Below are 25,381 nucleotides of genomic sequence, written 5' to 3'. Positions count from 1 at the left end.
CCTGCGCCCGTGCCCGGTGCGCACCACGGGAAGGACCGCCCCGGACCCTGTGGTGCCGATGGGGGTGACCACGTGACCCGCGTCGTCGTCGGCATCCCCGCCCGGGACGAGGCCGGGCTCCTCCCGGCTGCGCTGTCCGCGGGGCTCGACGCGGCCCGGACGGCCACCGCACCGGAGGCCCCGATGGGCACCGGAGCGGTCGACCGCGTGCACGTGGTGGTGGGGGCCCACCGCGCCTACGCCCGGGAGGTGGACAGGGCCTGCACCCGCACGGGCACTGGCACGCCTACGGGGCCAACCTGGTGCTGCGGGCCGATGCCTACCTGGGGGCCGGTGGGTTCCCGCACCGGGCCCGCGGGGAGGACGTCGCCCTCGTCCAGGTGCTGCGGCAGGACGGGGTGCCGATCGCCTCCTCGCGCGAGCTGCGCGTGCGGACCTCGGCGCGGACCCGGGGTCGTGCCGGCTCGGGACTCGGGGCCCTGCTGGCCCGGATCGAGCGGGGCCGCGCCGCCTCGCTGGGGCAGACTGGGGCCTTCGCCGATGACGAGGAGGAGGGGCGATGAACGTGCCCGAGGAGAACCCCGCTGCAGCGGAGAGCGACCCGTCGACCCGCCGGTCGACGATGTTCGTCAGGGGTCACGTGCAGGGGGTGGGCTTCCGCTGGTGGACCCGCAGCCGCGCCCTGGAGCTCGGCCTGGTCGGTTTCGCCCGCAACATGTCCGACGGACGGGTGGAGGTGTTCGCCCAGGGCGGTGCCGAGGCGATCGACGCCCTGGAGCAGCTCCTGCGGGAGCACCCCTCGACGGCCGGGCGCCCCGGGAGGGTCGACGGCGTGGTGCGCCAGGAGGGCGACCCGCGCCCCGACGTGACTGGATTCATCGAGCGCTGATCCCACACTGTCCGGATGGATCCCGTCACCCCTGCCCACGGCTCCGGCGTCCTGCTGCTGCTCGGACAGGAGCACGACCGGGACGGGCTCACCGAGGCCGAGTGCGCCGCCGGTGCGGACGAGCGCCACATGCCGGCGTTCGGCACCGTGCTGGGTCTGCTCCTGCTGCCGATGGTGCTCATCGCCGGCAAGACCGTCACCGGCACGCTGGTGTCGGCGGGGACGCTGCAGGAGGACAGCGGGCTCGTGGCCGTGCTGACCCTGCTCGGTGACACGCCCATCGCGCTGCTCATCACCCTGCTGGCGGCCATCCTGCTCATCCGCGTCGGCGGTGGACGCGACGGGCTGCAGAAGCTGCTGGACGACGCGCTGGCCCCCCCATCTGCTCGATCATCCTCGTCACCGGCGCCGGTCTGGCGGAGACGCAGCTCGTGGCGCTGGTCATCGCCATCGCCGCCGGGGCCACGGTGCTCTCGCACGTGAACGACTCCGGCTTCTGGCTCGTGGGCCGCTTCTTTGAGATGGACATCCGGACCACGCTGCGCACCTGGACGGTCATGGAGACCACCCTCGGACTGGCCGCCTTCTGCACGGCGCTCGTGCTCTGGTGCGTCGGCGGGGTCCTCGCCTGAGGCGGGCGCCCGTCGGTCCACGGACCGGGAGGACGCGGCGCGCTCGGTCGGGTACCGCACGGTTCCGTAGGATGACGCGGTCGCCGGCCCCGCCGCGCCACCCCGCCCGCCACCAGTGAGGAAGCCCCGCCCGTGTACGTGACGTCGTTGACCCTCAAGGGGTTCAAGTCGTTCGCCTCGTCCACGCGGATGGAGCTCGAGCCGGGCATCACCTGCATCGTCGGACCGAACGGCTCCGGCAAGTCCAACGTGGTCGACGCCCTCGCCTGGGTGATGGGGGAGCAGGGGGCCAAGTCGCTGCGGGGCGGCAAGATGGAGGACGTCATCTTCGCCGGCACCTCCGGGCGCGCCCCGCTCGGTCGCGCCGAGGTCGCCATGACGATCGACAACAGCGACGGTGCGCTGCCGATCGACTACACCGAGGTGACCATCAGCCGGACGATGTTCCGCACCGGCGGCTCGGAGTACGCGATCAACGGCTCGCCCTGCCGGCTGCTGGACGTCCAGGAGCTGCTCAGCGACTCCGGCATCGGGCGGGAGATGCACGTGATCGTCGGGCAGGGGCAGCTCGACGCGGTCCTGCGCGCGACCCCCGAGGAACGCCGCGGCTTCATCGAGGAGGCCGCGGGCGTCCTGAAGCACCGCCGGCGCAAGGAGAAGGCGCTGCGCAAGCTGGACGCCATGGAGAGCGACCTCGCCCGCGTGCGGGACCTGACCGCCGAGATCCGGCGCCAGCTCGGCCCGCTGGGGCGGCAGGCGGCGACGGCTCGGCGGGCGGCGGTCATCCACGTGACGGTGCGCGACGCCCGGGCCCGTTTGCTGGCCGACGACCTGGTGCAGCAGCAGTCGGCGCTGGAGACCGACCTCGCCGACGAGAAGGCCGCCCTGGCCCGCCGGGAGGAGGCCGAACGGGCCCTGGCGGCGGCCTCCGGGGGTGTCGACGAGCTCGAGCGCGCCGTGGCCGAGGCCGACCAGCGCCACGACGCCTTCCGCAACGCGTGGTTCGAGGCCGGGACCCTCGTCGAGCGCACGCGCGCCGCCGGCCGGCTGGCCACCGAGCGCGCCCAGCTCGCCGACCGGGACGCCGCGGAGTCCGAGCAGCGCTCGCGCTCCGGCCGCGACCCGGAGCAGCTGGAGGCCCAGGCGGCCGAGCTGCGGCAGCAGGAGGCCGACGAGGCCGAGCGCATCGAGGCCGCCGAGGCCGAGCTGGAGCGCGCCATCGCGGCCAAGGAGGAGGCGGAGGCGGCCCACACCGCCGAGGCGCAGCGGCTGGAGCGCCTCGCCCGGGCCGCCGCGGACCGCCGCGAGGGGCTGGCCACGCTCGGCGGCCAGGTGGAGGTCCGGCGTTCCCGGGTGGCCTCGGCAGAGGCCGAGATCGAGCGCCTGCGGTCCGACATCGAGGCCGGACGACGCGCCGCCGAGGAGGCCTTGGCCCGGCGCGAGGAGCTCGAGGGCGGCATGGAGGACGCCGAGTCGGGGGAGGCCGGGCTCGACGCCGCTTACGAGGCCGCCCAGGAGAAGGTCGAGGCGGCCCGGGCCGAGCTGGAGGACGCCCGCAACGGCCTGAACACCGCCCAGCAGGCCGTCCAGCGCCTGACCGCCCGCGTGGAGGGGCTCGCGGTGGCCCTGCAGCGGCGGGACGGTTCGGCCACGCTGCTGGACGAGGACGCGCCGGCCGGGGTGCTTGGGGAGCTCACCGACCAGCTGCAGGTCACCGAGGGCCACGAGGCCGCGCTCGCGGTGGCGCTCGGGCCGGTGGCCGGGGCGCTGGTCGTCGCCGGGCGCGCCGAGGCACGGGCAGCACTCACGCACCTGGACGAGCAGGAGGCAGGTCAGGCGACGCTGCTGCTCTCCGGGGGCGCCCCCGCCGACGAGCTCGTGTCGCTGGCCGATCGCGCTCCGAACGCCTCCCTGCCGGGGGAGGCGGTGTGGGCCACGACCGTGGTGGGGGTCTCCACCTCGCTGGTCGAGCCGGTCGCCGAGGCGCTCGCGGGTGTCGCCCTCGCCGCCGATGCGGAGACGGCCCGACAGGTGCTGGAGGCCGACTCCGCGGCCGTGGCGGTGGCCACGACGACCGGTGAGCTGTGGACCCGCCACCGGGTCACCGGTGGGTCGGCCACCGGGCCGTCCACCGTCGAGCTCGCCGCCGACCACGAGCGCGCCCGGGCCGAACTCGAGGAGGCCCGTGGGGCCGTCGTCCGGGTCGAGGCGGCTCGTGATGCCGCGAGCGAGCGCCTGGACGCGGCCCGTCCCGCGGCGGAGGAGGCGCTGGCCGCACTGCACGAGTCCGACGCCCGCATGGCGGCGGTCGCCGACGACCTCGCCGAGGCCGCGCAGACCGAGCGGGCGGCGCACAAGACCGTGGAGACCGCCACCCAGCGGCTGCAGGCGCGCACGGCGGAGGCCGAGGCGGACCAGCAGGACCTGGCCGAGCTGGAGGCCCGGCTGGAGGCGGCCCGGACGGAGGCCGCCGAGGCACCGCAGGACGCCACCGACACCACCGAGCGCGACCGCCTGGCCACCGAGGCGGCCCGGGCGCGTGCGGCGGAGACCGAGGCACGGCTGGCGGCACGCACGGCGGCGGAGCGGCTCAAGGCGGTCTCGGGGCGAGGGGACGCCCTGGCCGCCCAGGCCCGCAACGAGGTGCTGGCCCGGCAGGACGCCGCGCGCCGGGCGGCCCGACGCCGCCGGGCCGCCGAGCACGCCCGAGGGATCGCCGAGCGCGCGACGGCCCTGGTGGAGCAGCTGGAGGCCGCCCAGGAGAAGGCGGAGGCCGGGCGACAGGGCGTGGAGGCCCGCCGCACGGAGGCCCGCAGCGAGCTGGCGGCCCGGCGCACCCGCATCGCCGAGCTGACCGAGCACGTGCGCGAGCTGACCGACGCGGTGCACCGCGACGAGGTCGCACGGGCCGAGATGCGGCTGCGCGTCGAGGCCCTGCAGCAGCGCGCCACGGACGAGCTCGGGCTGGAGGCGGACGTGCTGGTGGCCGAGTACGGGCCGGAGCAGCCGGTGCCGGTGCTGGATGACGAGGGGGAGCCGTCCGTCGACGAGAACGACGAGCCGGCCACCGTGCCGTTCGTCCGCGACGAGCAGGCCAAGCGCCTGCGCCGGGCCGAGCGCGACCTCAAGGCCTTGGGCAAGGTGAACCCGCTGGCCCTGGAGGAGTACGCCGCGCTGGAGGAGCGCCACCAGTTCCTCGCCGGCCAGCTCGACGACCTGGTGGCCTCCAAGCAGGCGCTGCTGGACCTGGTGGCCGAGGTGGACGAGCGGGTGCGCACGGCCTTCGTCGAGGCCTACGAGGACACCGCCCGGGAGTTCGAGGGCGTCTTCTCGCGGCTCTTCCCCGGCGGTGAGGGGCGCCTCGAGCTCACCGATCCCGAGGACATGCTCACCACCGGCATCGAGGTGCAGGCCCGACCGCCGGGCAAGAAGGTCAAGCGGCTGTCGCTGCTCTCCGGCGGCGAGCGGTCGCTGACGGCCGTGGCGCTGCTGGTGAGCATCTTCAAGGCCCGGCCCTCGCCCTTCTACATCATGGACGAGGTCGAGGCCGCGCTGGACGACACCAACCTGGGCCGCCTCATCCAGCTCTTCGAGGAGCTGCGGGACTCCAGCCAGCTCATCGTCATCACCCACCAGAAGCGGACGATGGAGGTCGCCGACGCGCTCTACGGCGTCTCGATGAAGGGCGACGGCATCAGCCAGGTGGTCAGCCAGCGACTCAAGGACGTGGACCTGCCCCGGGCCTGAGGCTGCGTGGCACACTGCCGACGTGCCTTTCTTCCTCGACGAACTCTACGAACAGCTCATCGCCGGCGGGCTGACCGTCGGGCTCCTCGGTGGCGGTACCTGGGCCTGGCTGCGTGCCAAGGCCGGCGGGGGCGGCGCCACCACGACCGAGCGGGAGCCGGTCGAGGAGCAGCCGCGGACCACCACGCGCCCGCCGATCGAGCACACCCCGGCCAAGCGTTCCACCTACGGGGAGCGGGCCAAGGGCTCGATCATCGACACCAACCGCCGGACGGACGGTCCGGACGTGGCGACGAGCGGCCCCGGGGTCGCCGAGAAGTCGACCGGGGAGGGGCCCACCCACCTCAAGGAGCGCTCGACCCTGCCGCCCGAGCTGGTCGGGGCCGGGGACGACGCGGTGACGGAGGACACCGGCGTCGCGCGGGAGCGCGGGGCCGACGTCGCGCGCGACACGGACGCGACGACCCGGCCGGTCGAGCCAGGGGAGGCCACCCGCGAGCCTGCCGTCGAGGTGCCCGACGAGGCGCAGGGGCGTCTGCACCGCCTGCGTTCCCGGCTCTCGCGGTCCAACAACGCCGTCGGCAAGGCGCTGCTGAAGCTGCTGTCCTCCGGCGACCTGGACGAGGAGTCCTGGGAGGGGGTCGAGGACACGCTGCTGGCCGTCGACCTCGGCGTGGAGGCCACCACCGAGCTGGTGGACAACCTGCGTACCCGGGTGCGGGTGGAGAACACCACCGACCCCGACGTGGTGCGTGGCTGGCTGCGCGAGGAGCTGGTGCGGCTGGTGGACCCGACGATGGAGCGCGGCATCGCGGCCACCCGGCAGGACGGGCGGCCGTCGGTGGTGCTGGTGGTCGGCGTGAACGGCACCGGCAAGACCACCACCGTGGGCAAGCTGGCGCGCGTGCTGGTGGCCGAGGACAAGGACGTCGTGCTGGGCGCGGCGGACACCTTCCGTGCCGCAGCGGCCGACCAGCTTCAGACCTGGGGTGAGCGTGTGGGCGTCCGCACGGTGCGCAGCGAGAAGGAGGGGGCCGATCCCGCCTCCGTGGCCTTCGACGCGGTGGCCGAGGGCGTGGAGTCCGAGGCGGACGTGGTGCTGCTGGACACCGCCGGGCGCCTGCACAACAAGGCCGGGCTGATGGACGAGCTGGCCAAGGTGAAGCGGGTGGTGGAGAAGCGCAGCCGCATCGACGAGGTGCTGCTGGTGCTGGACGCGACCACCGGTCAGAACGGCATGAAGCAGGCCGAGGTCTTCGCCCAGGCGGTGGACGTCACCGGCATCGTGCTCACCAAGATGGACGGGACGGCGCGCGGCGGCATCGTGGTCGCGGTGCAGCGGGCCCTCGGCGTGCCGGTGAAGCTGGTGGGCCTGGGCGAGGGCGCCGACGACCTCGCGCCGTTCGTGGCGACCGACTTCGTGGACGCCCTGCTCGACTGACGGGCCCCGCGCCGCACCGGCTCCGGCACCGCTTCCGCACCGGTGCGGCACTCACCCTCGGGTGTGTCGGCGTACGGGCCCCAGCTGCCGTAGCTGCAGAAGCCCACCTGCACCGGGGCCTGCCCGCACACATCTGCGGATGGCGGGGTGGTCAGGGGGCCCTCGGAGGCCCCCCGCCTCGCCTCCCCGCCCCGGGCCTCAGCTGGTCGCGGCCGCCAGCGCCAGGGTGAGCGCCCCCTGGAACCGCGTCTCGCGCTCCTGCGCGCTCATGTCCGCCGACCCGTCGATGAGGTGGTCACTCACGGTGAGCACGGCCAGCGCCTGCCGTCCGAACTCCTGCGCCACGCCGTACAGCGCCGCGGCCTCCATCTCGACCCCGAGCGTCCCGTGGGCCCGCAGCCCGTCGACCATGCCCGGCACGGCCCAGTAGAAGTGGTCCTTGCTCACGATCGGCCCGGCGTGCACCGTGCCCTCGGCCACCCGGTCCCGCGCACCCCACGCGGCACACGCGAGCTGCAGGTCGGCCACCGCCGAGAAGTTGATCCCCGGCACGCGGTGCTGGTTCATCGCCGAGTCGGTGTGCGCCCCGGTGCCGATGATCACGTCACCCACGGCCACCCCCTCGGCGATGCCGCCGCAGGTGCCCACGCGGATGATCCGCTGCACCCCGTACCCACGGAACAGCTCGGTCGCGTAGATCGTCGCCGAGGGCTGGCCCATGCCGGAGCCCATCACCGACAGCGGGTGCCGGACCCCGTCCACCTCCACGGTGCCGGTGAAGCCGAGCATGCCGCGCACGTCGGTCACCAGGCGCGCGTCGTCCATGAGGCCGCTGGCGATCCTCTCGGCGCGACGGGGGTCGCCGGGCATGAGCACGGCGGGGGCGAAGTCGTCGGGTCCTGCGCTGATGTGGGGAGTGGCCATGCGGAACATCGTGCCCCAGAACCGGTGGTCGTCCACACCCGCGTCGGCGTGCACCACGAGGACGGCGCCGGGCAGCACGTAGAATCTGCCGGGTGTTCAACAGCCTCTCCGATCGCCTGACCCACACCTTCGGCAACCTGAAGCGCAAGGGCAAGCTGACCGAGTCCGACGTCAACGCGACCGTCCGCGACATCCGGTTGGCCCTCCTCGACGCCGACGTGGCCCTGCCGGTGGTCAAGCAGTTCACCAAGGTGGTCCGGGAGCGGGCCACGGGTGCGGAGGTCTCCCAGGCCCTGAACCCGGCGCAGCAGGTCGTCAAGATCGTCAACGAGGAGCTCGTCGACATCCTGGGCGGCGAGACGCGCACCATCCGCTTCGCCAAGCGCCCACCGACGGTGATCATGCTCGCCGGTCTGCAGGGTTCCGGTAAGACCACCCTGGCCGGGAAGCTCGGCAAGTGGCTCAAGGACCAGGGGCACACCCCGCTGCTGGTGGCCTGCGACCTGCAGCGCCCGAACGCCGTCAGCCAGCTGGAGATCGTCGGTGAGCGCGCCGGGGTGCCGGTGTTCGCCCCGGAGCAGGGCAACGTCTACGGCCACGACGCCGCGCTGGAGACCGGTGAGGGAACGCGCTCCTTCGGCGACCCGGTCGAGGTCGCCCGCCGAGGCGTCGCCCACGGTCAGTCCCGCCAGCACGACGTGGTCGTCATCGACACCGCCGGTCGTCTGGCGGTGGACGAGGACCTGATGCAGCAGGCCGCCGACATCCGCGCCGCCGTGAACCCCGAGGAGGTGCTGTTCGTCATCGACGCGATGATCGGACAGGCCGCCATCGACACCGCCATGGCCTTCGACGAGGGCGTCGACTTCACCGGCGTGGTGCTCTCCAAGCTCGACGGCGACGCCCGCGGAGGTGCGGCCCTGTCGGTCGCCTCGGTCACCGGCAAGCCGGTCATGTTCGCCTCCACCGGTGAGCAGACCAAGGACTTCGAGGTCTTCCACCCCGACCGCATGGCCAGCCGCATCCTCGACATGGGTGACGTCCTCACCCTCATCGAGCAGGCCGAGCGCGCGTTCGACCGCTCGCAGGCCGCGGACATGTCGCGGAAGTTCATGTCGGAGGAGGAGTTCACCTTCCACGACTTCCTCGAGATGTTCTCGATGGTCAAGAAGATGGGCAACATCAAGCAGCTGCTCGGCATGATGCCGGGCACGGGCCAGATGCGTGCCCAGATCGAGGCCTTCGACGAGCGCGAGTTCGACCGCGTCGAGGCGATCATCCAGTCGATGACGCCCTTCGAGCGCACCCACCCCAAGCAGATCAACGGCTCCCGCCGCGCGCGCATCGCGAAGGGCTCGGGCGTCACGGTCTCCGAGGTGAACCAGCTGCTGGAGCGCTTCGGCCAGGCCCAGAAGGCGATGAAGCAGATGAAGAAGGGCGGCGGCATGCCGGGGATGCCCGGGGGGATGCCGCCCGGCATGGCCGGGATGCCCGGCATGGGTGCCCCCGGTGGTGGCGGTTCCAAGGGCAAGAAGGGGAAGAACCAGCGTTCCAAGGCCAAGTCCGGCAACCCGGCCAAGCGCGCCCAGCAGGAGGCGGCCGCCAAGCAGAAGGCCGAGGAGGCGCAGCAGCGGCGCTTGGAGGAGATGTTCGGCGGCGGCGCCGAGGAGTCCGCGCAGCCGGAGAAGAAGTCGGCCTTCGGCGGTCTGGACGCACTGGTGGGCGGTCACGGCGGGGGTCACGGTGGCCTCGGCGGCACGACCGGTTCCGGCGGCCAGGGCGGCCACCCCGGCAAGGGCGGTCACCCGGGGGCCTCCTCGAAGGACGAGGGGCTGGGCGACCTGCAGCTGCCCAAGGGCTTCGAGAAGTTCCTCGGAGGCGGCCACGGCGGCGGCGACAAGGGCTGACACGTGCCTGACGGCTCGCGGCGAGCGTGGCCGGTTCAGCGACGACCGCCTGACGGGGCGCGTCACGGAGTGATCCGTGGCGCGCCCCGTTCGCGAGACGGGCCGCCGGGTGGGGCCCGGTTCCACGAGGGGGTTGACGGGGCTCCGAGGGGGGAGGGAGAGTCTGTGTCCGGGGTCACAGCGCTGGCACCCAGTCAACGCCCCGCGGGACCTCGGCATGGCATTCCGCCCGTCGAGAGATTGCGAGGGACCTGTCATGGACATGACGGTCTTCGAGAACCACGAGTCCACCATCCGCGGGTACTGCCGGGCCTACCCGACGGTCTTCGCATCCGCCTCCAACGCGCGCCAGGTCGCCGAGGACGGCACCAGCTACATCGACTTCTTCGCGGGGGCCGGGGTGCTCAACTTCGGCCACAACAACCCGCGGATGAAGGAACGGCTCATCGAGTTCATCCAGGCCGACGGCATCGCGCACGGCCTGGACACCTACACCACCACCAAGCGCGAGTTCATCGAGCGCTTCCACGAGGTCGTCCTCGCGCCCCGGGGCATGGACCACCGGATGCAGTTCATGGGGCCGACCGGCTCCAACGCGGTCGAGGCGGCCCTCAAGCTCGCCCGCACCGCCACCGGTCGGCGCGAGGTGGTGGCCTTCAGCCACGGGTTCCACGGCATGACCCTCGGCTCCCTGGCGGCCACGGCCAACGACGCCTTCCGCAAGTGGGCCGGTGTGCCGCTGACCGACGTGGTGCGGCTGCCCTTCGAGACCGCCCCCGGCGGCGACACGGCGCTGGAGGGCTACCGGGCGGCGCTGGAGGACGCCTCCAGCGGCCTCACCCCGCCGGCGGCCTTCCTCGTGGAGACCATCCAGGCCGAGGGCGGGGTGAACGTGGCCAGCGCCGAGTGGCTGCGCCGCGTCCAGGAGCTCGCCCACGAGGTCGGGGCGCTGTTCATCGTGGACGACATCCAGGCCGGCATCGGGCGCACCGGATCCTTCTTCTCCTTCGACGACATGGGCCTGGACCCGGACGTCATCACCCTGGCCAAGGGCCTGGGCGGCTTCGGGACGCCGATCGCGATGAACCTCAACAAGCCCGAGGTCGACGACCACTGGGACCCCGGTGCCCACACCGGCACCTTCCGCGGCCAGGGGCTGTCCTTCGCCGCCGGTGCCGTGGCGCTGGGGTACTTCACCGAGGACGGCTTCCTCGAGGGGGTCCGGACCAAGGGGCAGCGCATGCGCGAGCGGCTGGAGTCGATCGCCGCGGCCCACGCCGACCGCTCCTGGGAGGTCCGCGGTCGCGGCATGATCCAGGCGCTCGACACCGGCGACGGGGCCTTCGCCAAGGAGGTCCAGGCGCAGGCCTTCGAGCGTGGGCTCCTGGTGGGCCCGTGCGGTACCGGCGGCCGGGTGGTCAAGCTCATCCCTCCGCTGACCATCGAGGAGGATGACCTGGCCGAGGGGCTCGACCTGTTCGAGCAGGCCGTCGCCGCCGCTGCAGGAGGTGCCTGATGCGACGCCGTGAGGACATGACGTTCCCGCCCGAGGAGTACGAGCGCCGGCTGACCGAGCTGCGGCAGCGGATGGTCGAGCGCCAGCTCGACGTGGCGGTCATCAGCGCGCCGGACAACCTCATGTACCTGACGGACTACCAGACCACCGGGTACTCCTTCTTCCAGGCGCTCGTCGTGCCACTGGACTCCGAGCCGGTGATGATCACCCGTCAGCTCGAGGAGTCCAACGTCGTCCACCGCACCTGGGTGGAGGAGACCCGCCCCTACCCGGACACCGGGGACGCGATCCGCACGCTGGTGGACCTGCTCCACGAGCTCGGCCCCGACCACTCGCGGGTCGGTTTCGAGCGCAACAGCTACTACTTCCCGGCCTACCAGCAGGACCGTCTGCACGACGCCTTCGACCACCACCTGGTGGACTGCTACGGCATGGTCGAGGAGGGTCGCGCCCTGAAGTCGCCGGCGGAGGTCGAGGTGATGCGCCGGGCCGCGAGGGCCGGTCAGGCCGGGATGGCTGCCGGGCTCGCGGCCTGCGCCCCGGGCGCGACCGAGAACGACGTGGCTGCGGAGATCAGCCACGCGATGTTCGCAGCGGGTGGGGAGTTCCCGGCCGTCATGCCCTTCGTCGCCTCCGGCCCACGCTCGATGATCGGTCACTCCACCTGGGAGGGGCGCACCATCCAGCCCGGCGAGCACGTCTTCCTGGAGGTGGGCGGCTGCTACCGCCGCTACCACGCCGCGATGATGCGCACCGCCGTCACCGGTGACCTCCCTGACGACCTGTACCGCGCCCAGGAGACGATGAAGGACACCCTGCGCCGGGTGCGCGAGCTGATCCGTCCAGGTGTCCCGGTGGGGCGGATCGACACCCTGGTCCGGGAGGCCGCCCTGGCCAACGACGTCGGCGCCGAGCTCGTCACCCGCGCCGGCTACTCGATCGGCATCGCCTTCCCGCCCAGCTGGGACGAGGGCTACTTCCTCTCGGTGATGGAGCGCGAGGAGCGGCCGCTGGAGGTGGGCATGACCTTCCACGTCCTGCCCTGGCTGTGGGGCGTGGGCGGCACCCGCACCGTCGGCATCTCCGACACGCTGACCGTCACGCAGGACGGCTGCGAGTCCCTGTTCACCCTGCCCGAGGACTTCACCGTCCACCCGACCAGGGAGGCCGCATGAGCACGCTGCACGTCGTCGACCCCACGACCGGTCGCGTCATCCGGGAGGTGCCCGCCGCCGGAGCCGAGGAGGTGACCGCCACCGTCGACCGGGCGCAGGAGGCCTTCGCGGCCTGGGGGGACCGCTCCTTCGCCGAGCGCGCCGAGGTGTTGCGGGCGGTCGCCGCGCACCTTCGGGAGCACACCGAGGAGCTCGCCCCGCTCATGACGCAGGAGATGGGCAAGCCGATCACCGAGGCCCGCGGTGAGGTCGGCAAGGCGGCTTGGGCGGCCGAGCACTACGCCGACCACGCCGCGGAGTACCTGGCCGACGAGCACCTGGCCTCGGACGCGACGGAGTCCTGGGTGCAGTACCTGCCGCTGGGCCCGGTACTGGGCATCCTGCCGTGGAACGCCCCGTTCTGGCTGGCGCTGCGCTTCGCGGCCCCGGCCCTCATGGCGGGCAACACCTGCGTCATGAAGCACGACTCCCACGTGCCCGGGTGCGCCGCGGCCGTCGAGGAGGCCTTCACCGCGGCCGGTGCGCCGTCGGGTGTCTTCCAGGCGCTGCATACCACCACGGAGCTCACCGAGCAGGCCATCCGCGACCCCCGGGTCCGGGCCGTCTCCTTCACCGGCTCCGATCGCGGTGGCGCGGCGGTCGCCTCGATCGCGGCCAGCGAGATCAAGCCCGCCGTGCTGGAGCTCGGCGGCTCCGACCCCTTCGTCGTGCTCGCGGACGCCGACCTGGAGGAGGCCGCCCAGGTCGCGGCCACCTCGCGCATCATCAACGCCGGCCAGTCCTGCATCGCGGCCAAGCGGATCATCGTGGAGCGGTCGGTGCACGACGAGTTCGTCGAGCTGCTCACCGGGCACCTCGCAGGGCTCACCGTCGGCGACCCGGCGCAGGAGTCCACCCAGGTGGGACCGATCGCCCGGGAGGACCTCCGGGAGAACCTGCACCGTCAGGTGGTCCAGACCGTGGAGGCCGGGGCCACGTGCGTGCTCGGTGGTGAGATGCCGGAGGGCGATGGCTGGTTCTACCCGGTCACCCTGCTCACCGAGGTCACGCCGGGCATGACCGCGTGCACCGAGGAGACCTTCGGCCCGGTGGCCACCGTGCTCGCGGTCGACGACGCGGAGGCCGCGCTCCGCCTGGCGAACGACACCCCCTTCGGCCTCGGCGCGGCGATCTGGACCGAGGCCGGGCGGGGTGTGCAGATGGCCCGGCGGATCGAGGCCGGCCAGGTCAGCGTCAACGGCATCGTCAAGACCGACCCGCGGCTGCCCTCGGGTGGTACCAAGCGCTCCGGCTACGGGCGGGAGCTCGGCCCCCACGGGATCCGCGAGTTCGTCAACGCCCAGCAGGTGTGGGTCGGCCCGGCGACCGAGTGACCGGTGCCACAGTCCCACGGTTACGGTGAACGCATGAGTGCCACCCAGCAGCCCGTCCTCCACCTCACCGGGCAGGTCATCAGCGGCCCCGACGAGGTCCGCTCCGAGGCGTGGGTGGTCGACGGCCACCTCACCTTCGAGCGGCCCCCGTCGTCGCTGCCCACCGAGGAGCTCCGCGGCTTCGTCCTGCCCGGTCTGGTGGACGCCCACTGTCACGTCGGTCTGGAGGCCGACGGGGGAGTGCCGAAGGAGCGGGCCGAGGAGCACGCGGTCACCGACCGGGAGGCCGGGGCGCTGCTGCTGCGCGATGCCGGTTCGCCGGTGGACACCTCGTGGGTCAACGGGCGCGTGGACCTGCCCCGACTCATCCGGGCCGGTCGCCACATCGCCCGACCCAAGCGCTACATCCGCAACTTCGCCCACGAGATCGAGCCGGACCAGCTGGTCGAGTACGTCCGGCAGGAGGCCCGTGCCGGGGACGGCTGGGTGAAGCTGGTGGGCGACTGGATCGACCGCGAGGCCGGCGACCTGCGGCCGCTGTGGCCGGTGGACGTGCTCACCGAGGCGATCGCCGCCGCCCACGAGGAGGGTGCCCGCGTGACCGCGCACTGCTTCGCCGAGCAGTCGCTGCTGGACTTCGCCGCGGCGGGCACCGACTGCATCGAGCACGCGACGGGTCTGACCGAGGAGACGGTGCGGATCTTCGCCGAGCAGGACATCGCGATCGTCCCCACGCTCATCAACATCGAGAACTTCCCGGACTTCGCCGCCGCCGGCGAGGCCAAGTTCCCGGCCTACGCCGCGCACATGCGGGACCTGTTCGAGCGCCGCTTCGAGACCATCGGTCTGGCCCGCGAGGCCGGCGTGCGCATCTACGCCGGGACCGATGCCGGTGGGCAGCTGCCGCACGGCCTCATCGCCCGGGAGGTCGAGGCGATGATGTCGGCCGGGATGGACGCCACCGAGGCCATCGGCTCGGCGACCTGGGCCGCCCGCGAGTGGCTGGGGCACGAGGGCCTCGTCGAGGGCGCGAGCGCCGACGTCGTCGTCTACGACCGCGACCCGCGCCAGGATGTGCGTGCGCTCGCCGACCCGGCCCACGTCGTCCTGCGCGGGGTGCGCCACGGTGGGTGACGCACCCGCCCTGCCCTCCCACACGCCCACCCACCGACTGGTGGCCACCGACGACGACCTGGTGGCCGCCACGCTGGTCCCCGAGGACGAGGCCGAGTACGACCTGGCCACCGAGGCCTCGGCGGATCGCATCAGTCGGTACAGCCCGGTGGTCCCCGGGGACTTCCGGGCGCGGCTCGCGAGGCAGGGGGAGAGCCGACGGACGGTGCTGGTGCGACTGCGCGATCCCGCTGCCGCCGCCGCTGCCCTGCGCGACGCCGGTCGATGCTCCGACGGCCCCGGTCGCGACGCCGCGGGGGAGCCGCTGCACCCGGTGGTCGCCCGGATCGACGTGAACAACACCGTACGGGGCCGGTTCCAGAGCGCTGCCCTGGGTTACGACGCGATGGACCCCTGGGCGGGGACCGGGTGGTTCACCCGGGCCCTGGCGCTGGTGGTCGACCTCGCCTTCACGCCGGTGGCCCCGGACCCGGGACCGGGTGGGGGACCCACGGGCGGGTTCGGCCTGCACCGGGTGGAGGCCAACGTGCAGTCGGACAACGCCCCCAGCCTGCGGGTGCTGGAGAACGTCGGCTTCCGCCGGGAGGGGCTCGTGGAACGGATGCTGTACGTCCCCGGTCCGGACGGGCGCGAGGCCTGGCGCGACCACGTGGTCCACGGGCTCACGGCCGAGGAGTGGACGCCGCCGGGGCGCTGACCCGACGGGACGGACCCCGATTCGGTCGGAGCGGCCGCGTCTGGCATCATTGGCCGGTACTCGCTGTGCGTTGGACCCTCTCACCGGCGCGGAGCAAGTCCCCGGGCGTCGGGCGTCGCCGTGACCCCACCGGATGGCCCCCGGACCCCACCCGATACGAATCAGGAGTTCCACTCACGTGGCAGTCAAGATCCGACTGAAGCGCATGGGCAAGATCCGTGCACCGTTCTACCGTGTCGTCGTCATGGACTCGCGCCAGAAGCGCGATGGCCGTGCGATCGAGGAGATCGGCCTGTACCACCCGACCGAGGAGCCCTCGCGCATCGAGATCGACTCCGAGCGTGCGCAGTACTGGCTCGGCGTCGGTGCTCAGCCGACCGAGCAGGTCGCTGCTCTGCTGAAGGTCACCGGCGACTGGGCGAAGTTCAAGGGTGAGGGCGAGGCCTCCACCTACAAGACCGCCGAGGCCAAGCCCTCCAAGCAGGAGCTCTTCGAGCAGGCGCTCAAGGACGCGGAGAACGCCCCGGCGACCCCGCCGACCTCCAAGAAGAAGAAGTCCGAGGAGGCGGAGACCGTCGAGCAGGCCGAGCCGGTCGCCGAGACCACCGCGGACAAGGCCGACGAGGCGAAGGACGAGGCCGCCGAGAACACCCCGGACACCCAGGAGGGCTGAGTCCGTCGTGCTCACCGAGGCGCTCGACCACCTGGTCCGCGGGATCGTCGACCACGACGAGGACGTCCACGTGACGTCCGTCGAGGGACGACGTGGCGAGACCCTCCAGGTCCGGGTCAACCCCGAGGACCTGGGGCGGGTGATCGGGCGCAGCGGTCGCACCGCCCGGGCGCTGCGCACCGTCGTGCAGGCCGTCGCGGGCGAGTCCCGGCAGGTGCGGGTCGACATCGTCGACACCGACCGTCCCTGATCGGCCCCTCGTGGACGTCGTGGCCCGGTACCCCACCAGGTACCGGGCCACGACGCACGTCCGGCCCCATTCACCGACCCCCTGAGGACGACATGGCCCAGCACACCAACCGGGAGCGCGGCACCATCCCCGATGGGATGGTGCGCCTGGCCCGCATCGGCAAGCCGCACGCGCTGCGCGGCGAGGTGACCGTGCAGCTGCACACCGACGACCCGGAGAGCCGGTTCGCGGTGGGGGAGCGACTGCAGACCGTGCCCGCCGAGGAGGGCCCGCTGACGGTGGCGAGCCGCCGGGTGCACCAGGGGGTGACGCTGCTCGGGTTCGAGGAGGCCACTGACCGCAACGCCGCCGAGGCACTGCGGGGCGTCGTGCTCGTCGCACCGGAGCAGTCCGACGACCGGGAGGACGGCTTCTACCCCGCGGATCTGCGGGGTCTGGCCGTCGTCGACGGCGCCGGTGAGTTGCTGGGGACCGTGGCCGAGCTGCACCTGCGACCGGCCCAGGACCTGCTGGAGATCACGACCACCGCCGGTCACGACGTCCTCGTGCCCTTCGTCGAGGAGCTCGTGCCCGAGGTCGACCTCGACCGCGGCGAGGTCACCGTCACCGCACCGGCCGGGCTGCTGGAGCCGCTCGACTGATGCCCGCCACCGCCCGTTCCGCACGCGCCGCCCTGCGCATCGACGTCGTCTCGATCTTCCCCGAGTACCTCGGACCGCTGGACCTCTCCCTCATCGGGAAGGCCCGGCGCGACGGGCTCCTGGACGTCCACACCCACGACCTGCGCGCGTTCACCCACGACCGGCACCGCACCGTGGACGCCACCCCCTACGGCGGGGGAGCGGGCATGGTGATGAAGCCCGAGCCGTGGGGGGAGGCCCTGGACCACGTGCTGTCCCAGGACCCCACGCGGACCCCGGTCCTCGTCGTTCCCGGTCCCGGTGGCGACCGCTTCACCCAGGCCACCGCGCGCGAGCTGGCCGCCGGCGACTGGTTGGTGTTCGCCTGCGGTCGCTACGAGGGCATCGACGAGCGCGTCGTGCTCGAGTACGCCGAGCGGGTGGACCTGCGCATCCTCTCGCTGGGGGACTACGTCCTGAATGGCGGTGAGGTGGCCGTGCTGGCCATGACCGAGGCCGTCGCCCGCCTGGTGCCCGGGGTCATCGGCAACGCCGCCTCGCTCGTGGAGGAGTCGCACGAGGACGGGCTGCTGGAGTACCCCGTCTACACCAAGCCGGTCGAGTGGCGGGGGCACCGCGTGCCGGACGTGCTGCTCTCGGGACATCACGATCGGATTGCGAAGTGGCGCCACGAGCAGCGGGTCGCCCGGACCCGGGCGCGGCGCCCTGACATGCTGTCGTGACCTGAGTCACGAGCTCCTGCACGGGGGCACCGAGGAGGAGAACGCATGGAAGCGCTGGAGACCTGGTTGGCCGATGCGGGGGAGTGGATCTGGGGCCCCATGGTCCCGGTGGTGCTCATCGCGGGGGTGGTGTTCACCGCCGTCACGCGCGGCGTCCAGCTCACCATGGTGCCGGAGATGTTCCGCACGCTCCTCGACCCGCCGCTGAAGGACGAGAACGGGCACGCGCGCAGCGTCTCGACCTTGGCAGCCTTCTCCATCTCCGCGGCGGGGCGCATCGGCACGGCCAACGTCGCCGGCGTCGCGACGGCCATCGCGATGGGTGGTGCCGGAGCCGTCTTCTGGATGTGGGTGGTCGCCCTCCTGGGTGGGGCCACCGCGTTCGTGGAGTCGGTCATCGGCCAGCTGTACAAGGTGCGGGACGAGGGCGCGGACGCCTACCGCGGCGGTGGGGCCGTGATGTACGAGAAGGCCCTGGGGTCCCGCTTCGGAGGTGTCGTCTTCGCGCTCATGGTGCTCGTGTGTGCGGGCATCTCGTTCAACATGCTGCAGGCCAACACCGTCACACAGGCCGTCGTGCAGGCGTCCGGTGACGGTGGTGCCGGTGTCAAGTGGGTCACCGCCACCGTCGTGGCCGGGTTGACCGCTGCCGTCGTCTTGGGCGGCGTGCGGCGGATCGGGCAGGTGACCGAGTGGCTCGTGCCCCTGATGGCCGGGCTCTACCTGGTGCTCGGTGCCGTGATCGTGGTGGTGAACGTCAACCAGATCCCGGAGGTCTTCGGCGAGATCTTCGGTCAGGCGTTCGGTGTGCGCGAGATCGTCGCGGGCGGGTTCGGCATCATGGTGATGCAGGGTGTTCGCCGCGCGATGTTCTCGAACGAGGCGGGCATGGGTCTGGGCGGCCACGCCGCTGCGTCGGCCTCGGTGTCGCACCCGGTCAAGCAGGGTTTCGCGCAGACCCTGGGCGTCTACCTGGACACCCTGGTGGTCTGCACCATCACGGCCTTCATCGTCCTCTCGGCCAACCCCGGTCTGGGTGGAGGTGCCGCCCAGGAGGGGGTGGAGCTGGCCAACACCAGCATCGTGGACGCCGTCGGGGCCTGGGGTGGCGTCGCGCTGGGCGTCATCCTGTTCGTGCTCGCCTTCAGCTCGGTCCTCGCCGACTACTACTACGGTGAGTCCAACATCCACTACCTGACGCGCAACCGGTCCGTCCACAAGCTGTTCGGGGTGGCCTTCGTGGTGCTGACCTTCCTCGGTGGCGTGCTCGAGCCCACCCTGCTGTGGACGCTGGCGGACATGCTCTTCCCGCTCCTGGCGCTTCTCACCATCGGGGCGCTGCTGTGGCTCTCCCCGAAGGCCGGGTGGTTGCTGAAGGACTACCGCCGGCAGCGCGCCGCCGGTGTCAGCCCGACGTTCACGGTCGACCGCGCACCGGGCTCGTGGAAGGGCATCACCGCCTGGGAGCCGGAGGACGCCATGGACTGGCATGACGCGCAGGAGTACCGGCGCCAGCACGGACTGGCGGCAGCGAGCGACTCTGTGGCAAACTGATCCGTCGCCGACCAGCCCGACAGGCCCCTGCCGCAGGGGGGAGTAGCTCCGGGTGCGACGGTCGGCCGATCCACGTCAGGACCACGGGAGACCCGTGGTGACCAGTGTGCGTGACCTGCGAGCACGCCACGGAAAGCGAACCGACATGCAGAAGCTCGACTTCGTCGACGCAGCCAGCCTCCGCGACGACATCCCGGAGTTCCGCGCCGGTGACACCGTGAACGTCCACGTGAAGGTCATCGAGGGCAACCGCACCCGTACCCAGGTCTTCAAGGGCATCGTCATCCGCCGCCACGGCCGTGGCGTGGGCGAGACCTACACCGTCCGCAAGGTGAGCTTCGGCATCGGCGTGGAGCGCACCTTCCCGGTGCACTCCCCGGTGGTCGAGAAGGTGGAGCTCGTGACCCGCGGTGACGTGCGTCGCGCCAAGCTCTACTACCTGCGCAACCTGCGCGGGAAGGCCGCCCGCATCCGCGAGAAGCGCGACAACACCGAGACCAAGGGCTGATTCCGCCGGGGGCACCGTCCCCCGTCGGGCTCCTTTCGCCCACCGTGTCCGAGCCGCTCCCGTCCCGGCGACGGGGGCGGCTCGTCCGTGTCCCGGTGCCCTCGGACCGTGCTGCGAGCCCGCGTGCCCGCTGGACGCGTCGGCTCGGGTGGGCCGCGGTGGCGTTGGTCGTCGGGGTCGCGGTGCTGGCGGGGCTCACGGTCCGCACCTACCGGGTGAGCGGCCCGTCGATGGAGCCCACCCACTCCGCCGGGGACCTCGTCGTGGCCACCACGGTCGGTGGGATCACCGGGTCGGCGGAGGACGGGCTCGCCGTGGGGGACGTGGTCGTGGTCGACGCTACCGCGGCCTGGGGCGATCACCGGGCCGGCGCCGAGGCCCTGCACGTCGTCAAGCGGGTGGTCGGCGAGCCGGGTGACCGCGTCTCCTGCTGCACCGACGGTGCGATGACCCGGAACGGGCGACCGGTGGAGCCCCACGGGCCCGGCGGCGAGGGGCTCGAGCAGCGCTTCGACGTCCTCCTCGGCCCGGGGGAGTGGTGGGTGGTCGGCGACAATGCGGCACAATCCAACGACTCGCGCACCCACCTGGCCGCTCCCGGCGGTGGTGTCGTGCGTTCCGACGAGGTGGTGGCCCGCGTACGGTGGGCCCCGTGAACCAGGAGGACCAGGCGATGCCGCACGAGAGCACCGAGCCCATGCGGGACGACGACCTGCCCGGCGGCTCGAGCCCCGCGGAACCGGGGGCAGCGGACTCGGGCAGGGGGGACCGCGAGGGGGACACGAAGGAGCGCGGGGGATGGCTCAGCGCGCTGCGGGAAACGGTCGTGGTGGCCGCTCTCGCCCTGTTCTTCGCCTTCCTCATCAAGACCTTCCTGGTGCAGGCCTTCTTCATCCCCTCGGGGTCCATGGAGAACACGCTCCAGGAGGGTGACCGCCTGCTCGTGAACAAGCTGACGCCCACCCCCTTCGAGGTGGAGCGCGGGGAGATCGTCGTCTTCCAGGACCCGGGGCAGTGGCTCGGATCCCAGCCGAAGGACAAGAGCGTCCTGCACGAGGCCGCCCAGTTCGTCGGGATCCTCCCCGGCGACGGCGACGAGTACCTCATCAAGCGCGTCATCGGCCTGCCCGGCGACCGGGTGCAGTGCTGCGACGCCGAGGGGCGGGTGTCGGTGAACGGCAAGGCCATCGACGAGCCGTACGTGTACCCGGGCAACCCGCCCAGCCTCGTCGAGTTCGACGAGAAGGTGCCGGAGGACCACCTCTGGGTCATGGGTGACCACCGCTCGAACTCGGGCGACTCCCGCTTCAACGGCACCGTGCCGATGGACCGCGTGACCGGTGGGGCCTTCGTCGTCATCTGGCCGCTCGACAGCATCGGGACCCTGCCGGGCTCGGACGTCTTCGACTCCGTCCCCGACCCGAAGTGACCGCCGGCGGGCGCGCCGGGACGGGAACGGCGCCCACCCTGCGCGTGGAGCGCACGCTCCTGCGGGAGGGCGCCCGCCTCGTCGCGGGGATGGACGAGGTCGGCCGTGGTGCGCTGGCGGGCCCCGTCAGCGTCGGGGTCGTCGTCGTGGACGACGCGGTGGGGGCCGCGCCGACGGGGGTGCGTGACTCCAAGGATCTCAGCGCGTCCCGTCGCGAGGCCCTCGTGCCGCTGCTGCACGGTTGGGGTGTCGCCCGGGCCGTCGGGCACGCGACCCCCGCGGAGATTGACGCCCACGGCATCACGACGGCCCTGCGCCTGGCCGGTCGGCGGGCCCTGGAGGCCGTCGCCCTGCCGGTCGACGTGGTGCTGCTGGACGGGCACCACGACTGGCTCACCGACCCGATGGCCGAGGGGCTGCTGGCGGACGGTGGCCCGGGAGGCCTCACCCCGCGGGTGGTGACCCGTGTCAAGGCCGACCGCAGCTGCTCCTCGGTGGCCGCGGCCAGCGTGCTGGCCAAGGTGGAGCGCGACGGCATCATGGCCGAGCTCGCGAGGGAGCCGGGGCTCGCCGCCTACGGCTGGGCCCGGAACAAGGGGTACGGGGCCCGGGACCACCGGCTGGCGCTGGCGGAGGCGGGACCGAGCGTCCACCACCGTCGTTCGTGGCGGCTCGGGGGTCGGCCCGGGACGAGCGCGCCGGGCACCGTCTGCTCGGACGGTGCCGAGGAGGTCGCATGAGCGAGGACGACCTGGAGCGGTACGAGGCCGAGGCCGAGCTGTCGCTCTACAAGGAGTACCGCGACGTCGTGGGCCTGTTCACCTACGTGGTGGAGACCGACCGACGCTTCTACCTGGCCAACGAGGTGGACCTGCGGGTGATGGGGGAGGCGGGTGACACCTGGTTCGACGTGCACCTGACGGACGCGTGGGTCTGGGACGTGTACCGGCCGGCCCGCTTCGTCTCCCGGGTCCGGGTGATGACCTACAAGGACGTCAACGTCGAGGAGCTGCCGAAGCCGGAGCTCACGCTGCCCGAGTGAGCGCCTGAGCAGCTCGCCGGGGGGCCGCCCCAGGTGGGGTGCTCCCCACAGGGAGCGTGGTTCGCCGGGGAGCGCCGGGTGCACCGCCACAGGGCCGGCCCGGTCGGGGCCCGTGGTGCGCCCGGGGTCGGCCACGGTGGCGCCATGACTCGTGAACGCACAGCCCTGGGGCGGCAGGGGGAGGACATCGCCGCCCGCTGGTGGCAGGACCGGGGCGCCCGCGTCCTGGGACGCAACTGGCGCCACGGACGTGGGGAGCTCGACCTCGTGGTCGCGCAGGGCTCCCGACTGGTCGTCTGCGAGGTGAAGACCCGCTCGACCACGACCTTCGGGGAGCCGGTGGAGATGGTCTCCCTCGACCAGCGGCGCCGTCTGCGTCGGCTGACGGCCGTCTGGCTGCAGGAGCACCCCGGCCGGTGGGCCGAGGTGCGCATCGACGTGCTGGGCGTGCTGCTCCCGCCAGGCGGGCCAGCGACCGTGCGGCACGTTCCGGGGGCGGTGGCATGACCCTCGGGCGCACCTGGGCGGTGGGGGTCGTGGGGGTGACCGGCCGGATGGTGCAGGTGGAGGCCGACCTGGGCCCCGGGCTGCCCACCTTCACCGTCGGCGGCCTGCCGGACGCCGCCTGCGCCCAGGCACCGGACCGCATCCGTGCCGCGACGGCGAACGCGGGCATCCAGCTGCCCTGCCGCAAGGTCGTCGTCAACCTCTCCCCGGCGGACCTGCGCAAGCGCGGAACGGGGTACGACCTGGCGATCACGTTGTCGATCCTCGCCGCGGCCGGGGTGGTTCCGGCCGCGGCCGTCGAGCAGGTGGTCCACCTCGGGGAGCTCGGTCTCGACGGGGAGGTGCGGCCGGTGCCCGGCGTCCTGCCCTCGGTCGTGGCCGCGCGGGCCGAGGGGTTCGCGCGCGTGGTCGTCCCACGGGCCTGCTGGGCCGCGGCGTCCCGGGTGCCGGGTGTCGAGGTGCTGCCGGTCGGGCAGCTCGCCGAGCTGGTGGAGGACTACGTCACCCACGGCCGCCCGATGGGGTGTTCGGACGACCTCCCGGACCCCGAGCCGGAGCCCGCGGTGCCGTGCCTCTCGGAGGTCGTGGGCCAGGAGGAGGCGCGGCAGGCGCTGGAGGTCGCGGCGGCAGGCGGTCACCACCTGCTGCTGCACGGGGCGCCGGGCACGGGCAAGACCATGCTCGCGCAGCGGCTGCCCGGCATCCTCCCGCCGCTGGAGGAGGACGAGGCGCTGGAGGTGGCCGCCATCGCCTCGGTCACGGAGGCGGCACCAGTGACTCTCACCCGGACGCCACCCTTCGTCGCGCCGCACCACGCCTCGACGGCGAGCGCGATCCTCGGCGGGGGCGCGGGGCGTCCCCGGCCGGGTGCGGTCTCCCGGGCGTGCCACGGGGTGCTCTTCCTTGACGAGGCCCCGGAGCTGCGGCGCGACGTGCTCGAGGGACTGCGGCAGCCGCTGGAGGAGGGACGGGTCGTGCTGCTGCGCTCGGAGGGCGCGGTCGAGCTGCCGGCCCGCTTCCAGCTCGTGCTGGCGGCCAACCCCTGCCCGTGCGGCCGCGCGGGCACCGGGGCCACCGGCGGGCGCCCCTGCGAGTGCACCCCGCAGGCCCGGCGCACCTACGCCAAGCGCCTCTCCGGTCCGGTGCGGGACCGCATCGACCTGCAGGTGCAGATGGACCCGGTCGGGGCCTGGCTGGACGGTGCGGCGCAGCCGGAGAGCTCCCGGACGGTGGCCCAGCGGGTGGCGGCCGCCCGGGAACGGCAGCGCGAGCGCTGGCGCGGCAGGGGGTGGACGCTGAACGCCCACGTGCCCGGTGCGGTCCTGCGCAGGGGTGAGCACGCGATCGGTGCCGAGGTCCTCGGCCCGGTCCGCCGGGCCCACGCGGCCGGTGCGCTGAGCACCCGGTCGGTGGACCGGGTGCTGCGGGTGGCGCGCACGCTGGCGGACCTGCAGGGGCGCGACCGGGTGGGAGCGGGGGACGTGTCCACCGCCATGGTGCTGCGCGGGGTGGAGGCGTCGTGAACGGATCCTGGACCGAGGAGAGGCTGGCCCGTGCGGCCTGGAGCCGGCTCGCGGAGCCGGGTGACGAGCGGGCCGCCGCCCTGTTGGCCGAGCACGGCCCCCAGGAGGCCCTGGAGCGCCTCACCCGGGACCCCGAGCTGGCCGGTGGGCGGTTCGCGCCGCGCCTGGCCGACTGGGACCCGGCCCGCGAGGAGGACGTCGCGGGACGCCTGGGCATCAGGGCGGTCATCCCCTCCGACCCGGAGTGGCCCGAGGGAGCCGACCGTCTCGAGCACCCGCCGATCTGCCTGTGGGCGCGCGGTGAGCGTCCTCTGGCGGAGCTGCTGCGGCGCTCGGTGGCCGTCGTGGGCGCCCGGGCGGCGAGCCCCTACGGCTGCTCGGTGGCGGGGGAGTGGTCCCACGAGCTCGTGGGGCACGGCGTCACGATCGTCTCGGGTGGGGCGTACGGCATCGACGCCGCAGCCCACCGTGGCGCCCTCGCCGGTGAGGGGACGACGGTGGCCTTCCTCGCCGGGGGCGTGGACCGGCTCTACCCGGCCGGCAACGCCGACCTGCTGCGCGGGGTCGGTGCCTCCGGCGCCCTGGTGAGCGAGGCGGCCCCGGGGTGCGCTCCGCACCGGGGACGGTTCCTGACGCGCAACCGGCTCATCGCCGCCTTCTCCGGAGGGACGCTCGTCGTCGAGGCCGGTGTGCGCTCGGGCTCGCTGTCCACGGCCCGCTGGGCGGACGTCTGCTCGCGCCCGGTGGCGGCCGTCCCCGGGTCGGTCCGCTCCGACCTCTCGGCCGGGACCCACCGGGTGGTGCGGGACGGCCTGGCGGTCCTCGTCACCTCGCCGGAGGAGGTGCTCGAGGCGCTCGGCCCCATGGGTGAGCACCTCGCCCCGGAGGCACAGGGACCGATGACGGAGCGGGACGTCGTCGAGCCGGAGCACCGCTGGTGCTGGGACGTGCTGGGGCGCCGTGCGATGCAGACCGTCGCCGTGGCCCGGGCCGGTGGGCGCTCCCTGGCGGAGGCGCAGATGGCCCTGGGGATGCTGGCCCTCGCCGGCCGGGCGGAGCAGACCGACCGGGGGTGGGTCCGCTCGCGGTGACCGTGA

Annotated in this window: 26 protein-coding genes; 25 read left to right on the top strand and 1 reads right to left on the bottom strand. The window is 73.2% G+C overall.

Annotated features, from left to right (window positions below; genetic code table 11):
• Positions 1-302 precede the first annotated feature (302 nt).
• From ACY8FT_RS05065 to ftsY, 6 genes are all read left to right on the top strand, one after another.
• Positions 303-563 carry a hypothetical protein gene (locus ACY8FT_RS05065; protein ID WP_462417832.1) on the top strand — a complete coding sequence of 87 codons (261 nt, stop codon included), beginning with the start codon at positions 303-305 and terminating at the stop codon, positions 561-563.
• A complete protein-coding gene (locus ACY8FT_RS05060) occupies positions 560-889 on the top strand; it encodes an acylphosphatase (RefSeq protein ID WP_462417831.1) in 330 nt (109 codons plus the stop codon). Before ACY8FT_RS05065 ends, ACY8FT_RS05060 begins: the two co-directional genes overlap by 4 nt.
• A gap of 15 nt (positions 890-904) precedes the next feature.
• The gene (locus tag ACY8FT_RS05055; RefSeq protein ID WP_462417830.1) at positions 905-1,372 is read left to right on the top strand and encodes a GntT/GntP/DsdX family permease; all 468 of its coding nucleotides are present in this window, start codon (positions 905-907) and stop codon (positions 1,370-1,372) included.
• Positions 1,321-1,521, top strand: a complete 201-nt coding sequence (locus tag ACY8FT_RS05050) for a GntT/GntP/DsdX family permease (RefSeq protein WP_462417829.1) — start codon at positions 1,321-1,323, stop codon at positions 1,519-1,521. The genes ACY8FT_RS05055 and ACY8FT_RS05050 overlap by 52 nt, the downstream gene beginning before the upstream one ends.
• A 132-nt stretch (positions 1,522-1,653) precedes the next feature.
• Positions 1,654-5,268, top strand: a complete 3,615-nt coding sequence (gene smc, locus ACY8FT_RS05045; protein ID WP_462417828.1) for a chromosome segregation protein SMC — start codon at positions 1,654-1,656, stop codon at positions 5,266-5,268.
• A gap of 22 nt (positions 5,269-5,290) precedes the next feature.
• Positions 5,291-6,709, top strand: a complete 1,419-nt coding sequence (ftsY, locus tag ACY8FT_RS05040) for a signal recognition particle-docking protein FtsY (RefSeq protein ID WP_462417827.1) — start codon at positions 5,291-5,293, stop codon at positions 6,707-6,709.
• Positions 6,710-6,907: 198 nt separating this feature from the next.
• On the opposite strand, the gene ACY8FT_RS05035 is transcribed toward ftsY, so the two are convergent.
• Positions 6,908-7,711 (bottom strand): purine-nucleoside phosphorylase, encoded by an 804-nt coding sequence (locus tag ACY8FT_RS05035; protein WP_462417826.1) that lies wholly within the window; start codon positions 7,709-7,711, stop codon positions 6,908-6,910.
• 14 nt (positions 7,712-7,725) lie between these two features.
• On the opposite strand from ACY8FT_RS05035, the gene ffh reads away from it, so the two are divergent.
• From ffh to dprA, 19 genes are all read left to right on the top strand, one after another.
• Positions 7,726-9,540, top strand: coding sequence for a signal recognition particle protein (gene ffh, locus ACY8FT_RS05030; protein ID WP_462417825.1), 1,815 nt, complete (start codon positions 7,726-7,728; stop codon positions 9,538-9,540).
• 256 nt (positions 9,541-9,796) lie between these two features.
• A complete protein-coding gene (locus ACY8FT_RS05025) occupies positions 9,797-11,056 on the top strand; it encodes a diaminobutyrate--2-oxoglutarate transaminase (protein WP_462417824.1) in 1,260 nt (419 codons plus the stop codon).
• Entirely contained in the window at positions 11,056-12,231 is a 1,176-nt protein-coding gene (gene doeA, locus ACY8FT_RS05020) for an ectoine hydrolase (RefSeq protein ID WP_462417823.1), read from the top strand. Before ACY8FT_RS05025 ends, doeA begins: the two co-directional genes overlap by 1 nt.
• On the top strand, positions 12,228-13,604 hold the full coding sequence (locus tag ACY8FT_RS05015) for an NAD-dependent succinate-semialdehyde dehydrogenase (protein ID WP_462417822.1): 1,377 nt from the start codon (positions 12,228-12,230) through the stop codon (positions 13,602-13,604). The genes doeA and ACY8FT_RS05015 overlap by 4 nt, the downstream gene beginning before the upstream one ends.
• Before the next feature lie 33 nt (positions 13,605-13,637).
• Complete coding sequence (locus ACY8FT_RS05010; RefSeq protein WP_462417821.1) at positions 13,638-14,738, top strand: amidohydrolase family protein; 1,101 nt, start codon at positions 13,638-13,640, stop codon at positions 14,736-14,738.
• Positions 14,731-15,435 carry a GNAT family N-acetyltransferase gene (locus ACY8FT_RS05005; protein ID WP_462417820.1) on the top strand — a complete coding sequence of 235 codons (705 nt, stop codon included), beginning with the start codon at positions 14,731-14,733 and terminating at the stop codon, positions 15,433-15,435. The genes ACY8FT_RS05010 and ACY8FT_RS05005 overlap by 8 nt, the downstream gene beginning before the upstream one ends.
• Positions 15,436-15,613: 178 nt before the next feature.
• On the top strand, positions 15,614-16,108 hold the full coding sequence (gene rpsP / locus ACY8FT_RS05000) for a 30S ribosomal protein S16 (protein WP_462417819.1): 495 nt from the start codon (positions 15,614-15,616) through the stop codon (positions 16,106-16,108).
• A gap of 7 nt (positions 16,109-16,115) precedes the next feature.
• Positions 16,116-16,358, top strand: a complete 243-nt coding sequence (locus ACY8FT_RS04995) for an RNA-binding protein (protein ID WP_462417818.1) — start codon at positions 16,116-16,118, stop codon at positions 16,356-16,358.
• 92 nt (positions 16,359-16,450) lie between these two features.
• Complete coding sequence (gene rimM / locus ACY8FT_RS04990) at positions 16,451-16,999, top strand: ribosome maturation factor RimM (protein WP_462417817.1); 549 nt, start codon at positions 16,451-16,453, stop codon at positions 16,997-16,999.
• On the top strand, positions 16,999-17,721 hold the full coding sequence (gene trmD / locus ACY8FT_RS04985; protein WP_462417816.1) for a tRNA (guanosine(37)-N1)-methyltransferase TrmD: 723 nt from the start codon (positions 16,999-17,001) through the stop codon (positions 17,719-17,721). The genes rimM and trmD overlap by 1 nt, the downstream gene beginning before the upstream one ends.
• Positions 17,722-17,766: 45 nt before the next feature.
• Complete coding sequence (locus ACY8FT_RS04980; protein WP_462417815.1) at positions 17,767-19,275, top strand: alanine/glycine:cation symporter family protein; 1,509 nt, start codon at positions 17,767-17,769, stop codon at positions 19,273-19,275.
• Positions 19,276-19,420: 145 nt separating this feature from the next.
• Complete coding sequence (gene rplS / locus ACY8FT_RS04975) at positions 19,421-19,783, top strand: 50S ribosomal protein L19 (protein ID WP_462417814.1); 363 nt, start codon at positions 19,421-19,423, stop codon at positions 19,781-19,783.
• Positions 19,784-19,941: 158 nt separating this feature from the next.
• Entirely contained in the window at positions 19,942-20,439 is a 498-nt protein-coding gene (gene lepB, locus ACY8FT_RS04970; protein WP_462417813.1) for a signal peptidase I, read from the top strand.
• Complete coding sequence (gene lepB, locus ACY8FT_RS04965) at positions 20,436-21,212, top strand: signal peptidase I (RefSeq protein WP_462417812.1); 777 nt, start codon at positions 20,436-20,438, stop codon at positions 21,210-21,212. Before lepB (ACY8FT_RS04970) ends, lepB (ACY8FT_RS04965) begins: the two co-directional genes overlap by 4 nt.
• A gap of 44 nt (positions 21,213-21,256) precedes the next feature.
• Positions 21,257-21,952, top strand: a complete 696-nt coding sequence (locus tag ACY8FT_RS04960) for a ribonuclease HII (protein WP_462417811.1) — start codon at positions 21,257-21,259, stop codon at positions 21,950-21,952.
• Entirely contained in the window at positions 21,949-22,254 is a 306-nt protein-coding gene (locus tag ACY8FT_RS04955; RefSeq protein ID WP_462417810.1) for a DUF2469 domain-containing protein, read from the top strand. Before ACY8FT_RS04960 ends, ACY8FT_RS04955 begins: the two co-directional genes overlap by 4 nt.
• A 144-nt stretch (positions 22,255-22,398) precedes the next feature.
• Positions 22,399-22,761: a YraN family protein gene (locus ACY8FT_RS04950; RefSeq protein WP_462417809.1), complete on the top strand. Its 363-nt coding sequence runs from the start codon at positions 22,399-22,401 to the stop codon at positions 22,759-22,761.
• On the top strand, positions 22,758-24,284 hold the full coding sequence (locus ACY8FT_RS04945) for a YifB family Mg chelatase-like AAA ATPase (RefSeq protein ID WP_462417808.1): 1,527 nt from the start codon (positions 22,758-22,760) through the stop codon (positions 24,282-24,284). Before ACY8FT_RS04950 ends, ACY8FT_RS04945 begins: the two co-directional genes overlap by 4 nt.
• On the top strand, positions 24,281-25,375 hold the full coding sequence (gene dprA / locus ACY8FT_RS04940) for a DNA-processing protein DprA (RefSeq protein WP_462417807.1): 1,095 nt from the start codon (positions 24,281-24,283) through the stop codon (positions 25,373-25,375). Before ACY8FT_RS04945 ends, dprA begins: the two co-directional genes overlap by 4 nt.
• The last annotated feature ends 6 nt before the right edge of the window (positions 25,376-25,381 follow it).

Source organism: Kytococcus sp. Marseille-QA3725, assembly GCF_054950055.1.
The sequence above is the reverse complement of the archived record's forward strand: the minus strand, read 5'-3'. Positions and strand labels throughout refer to the sequence as shown.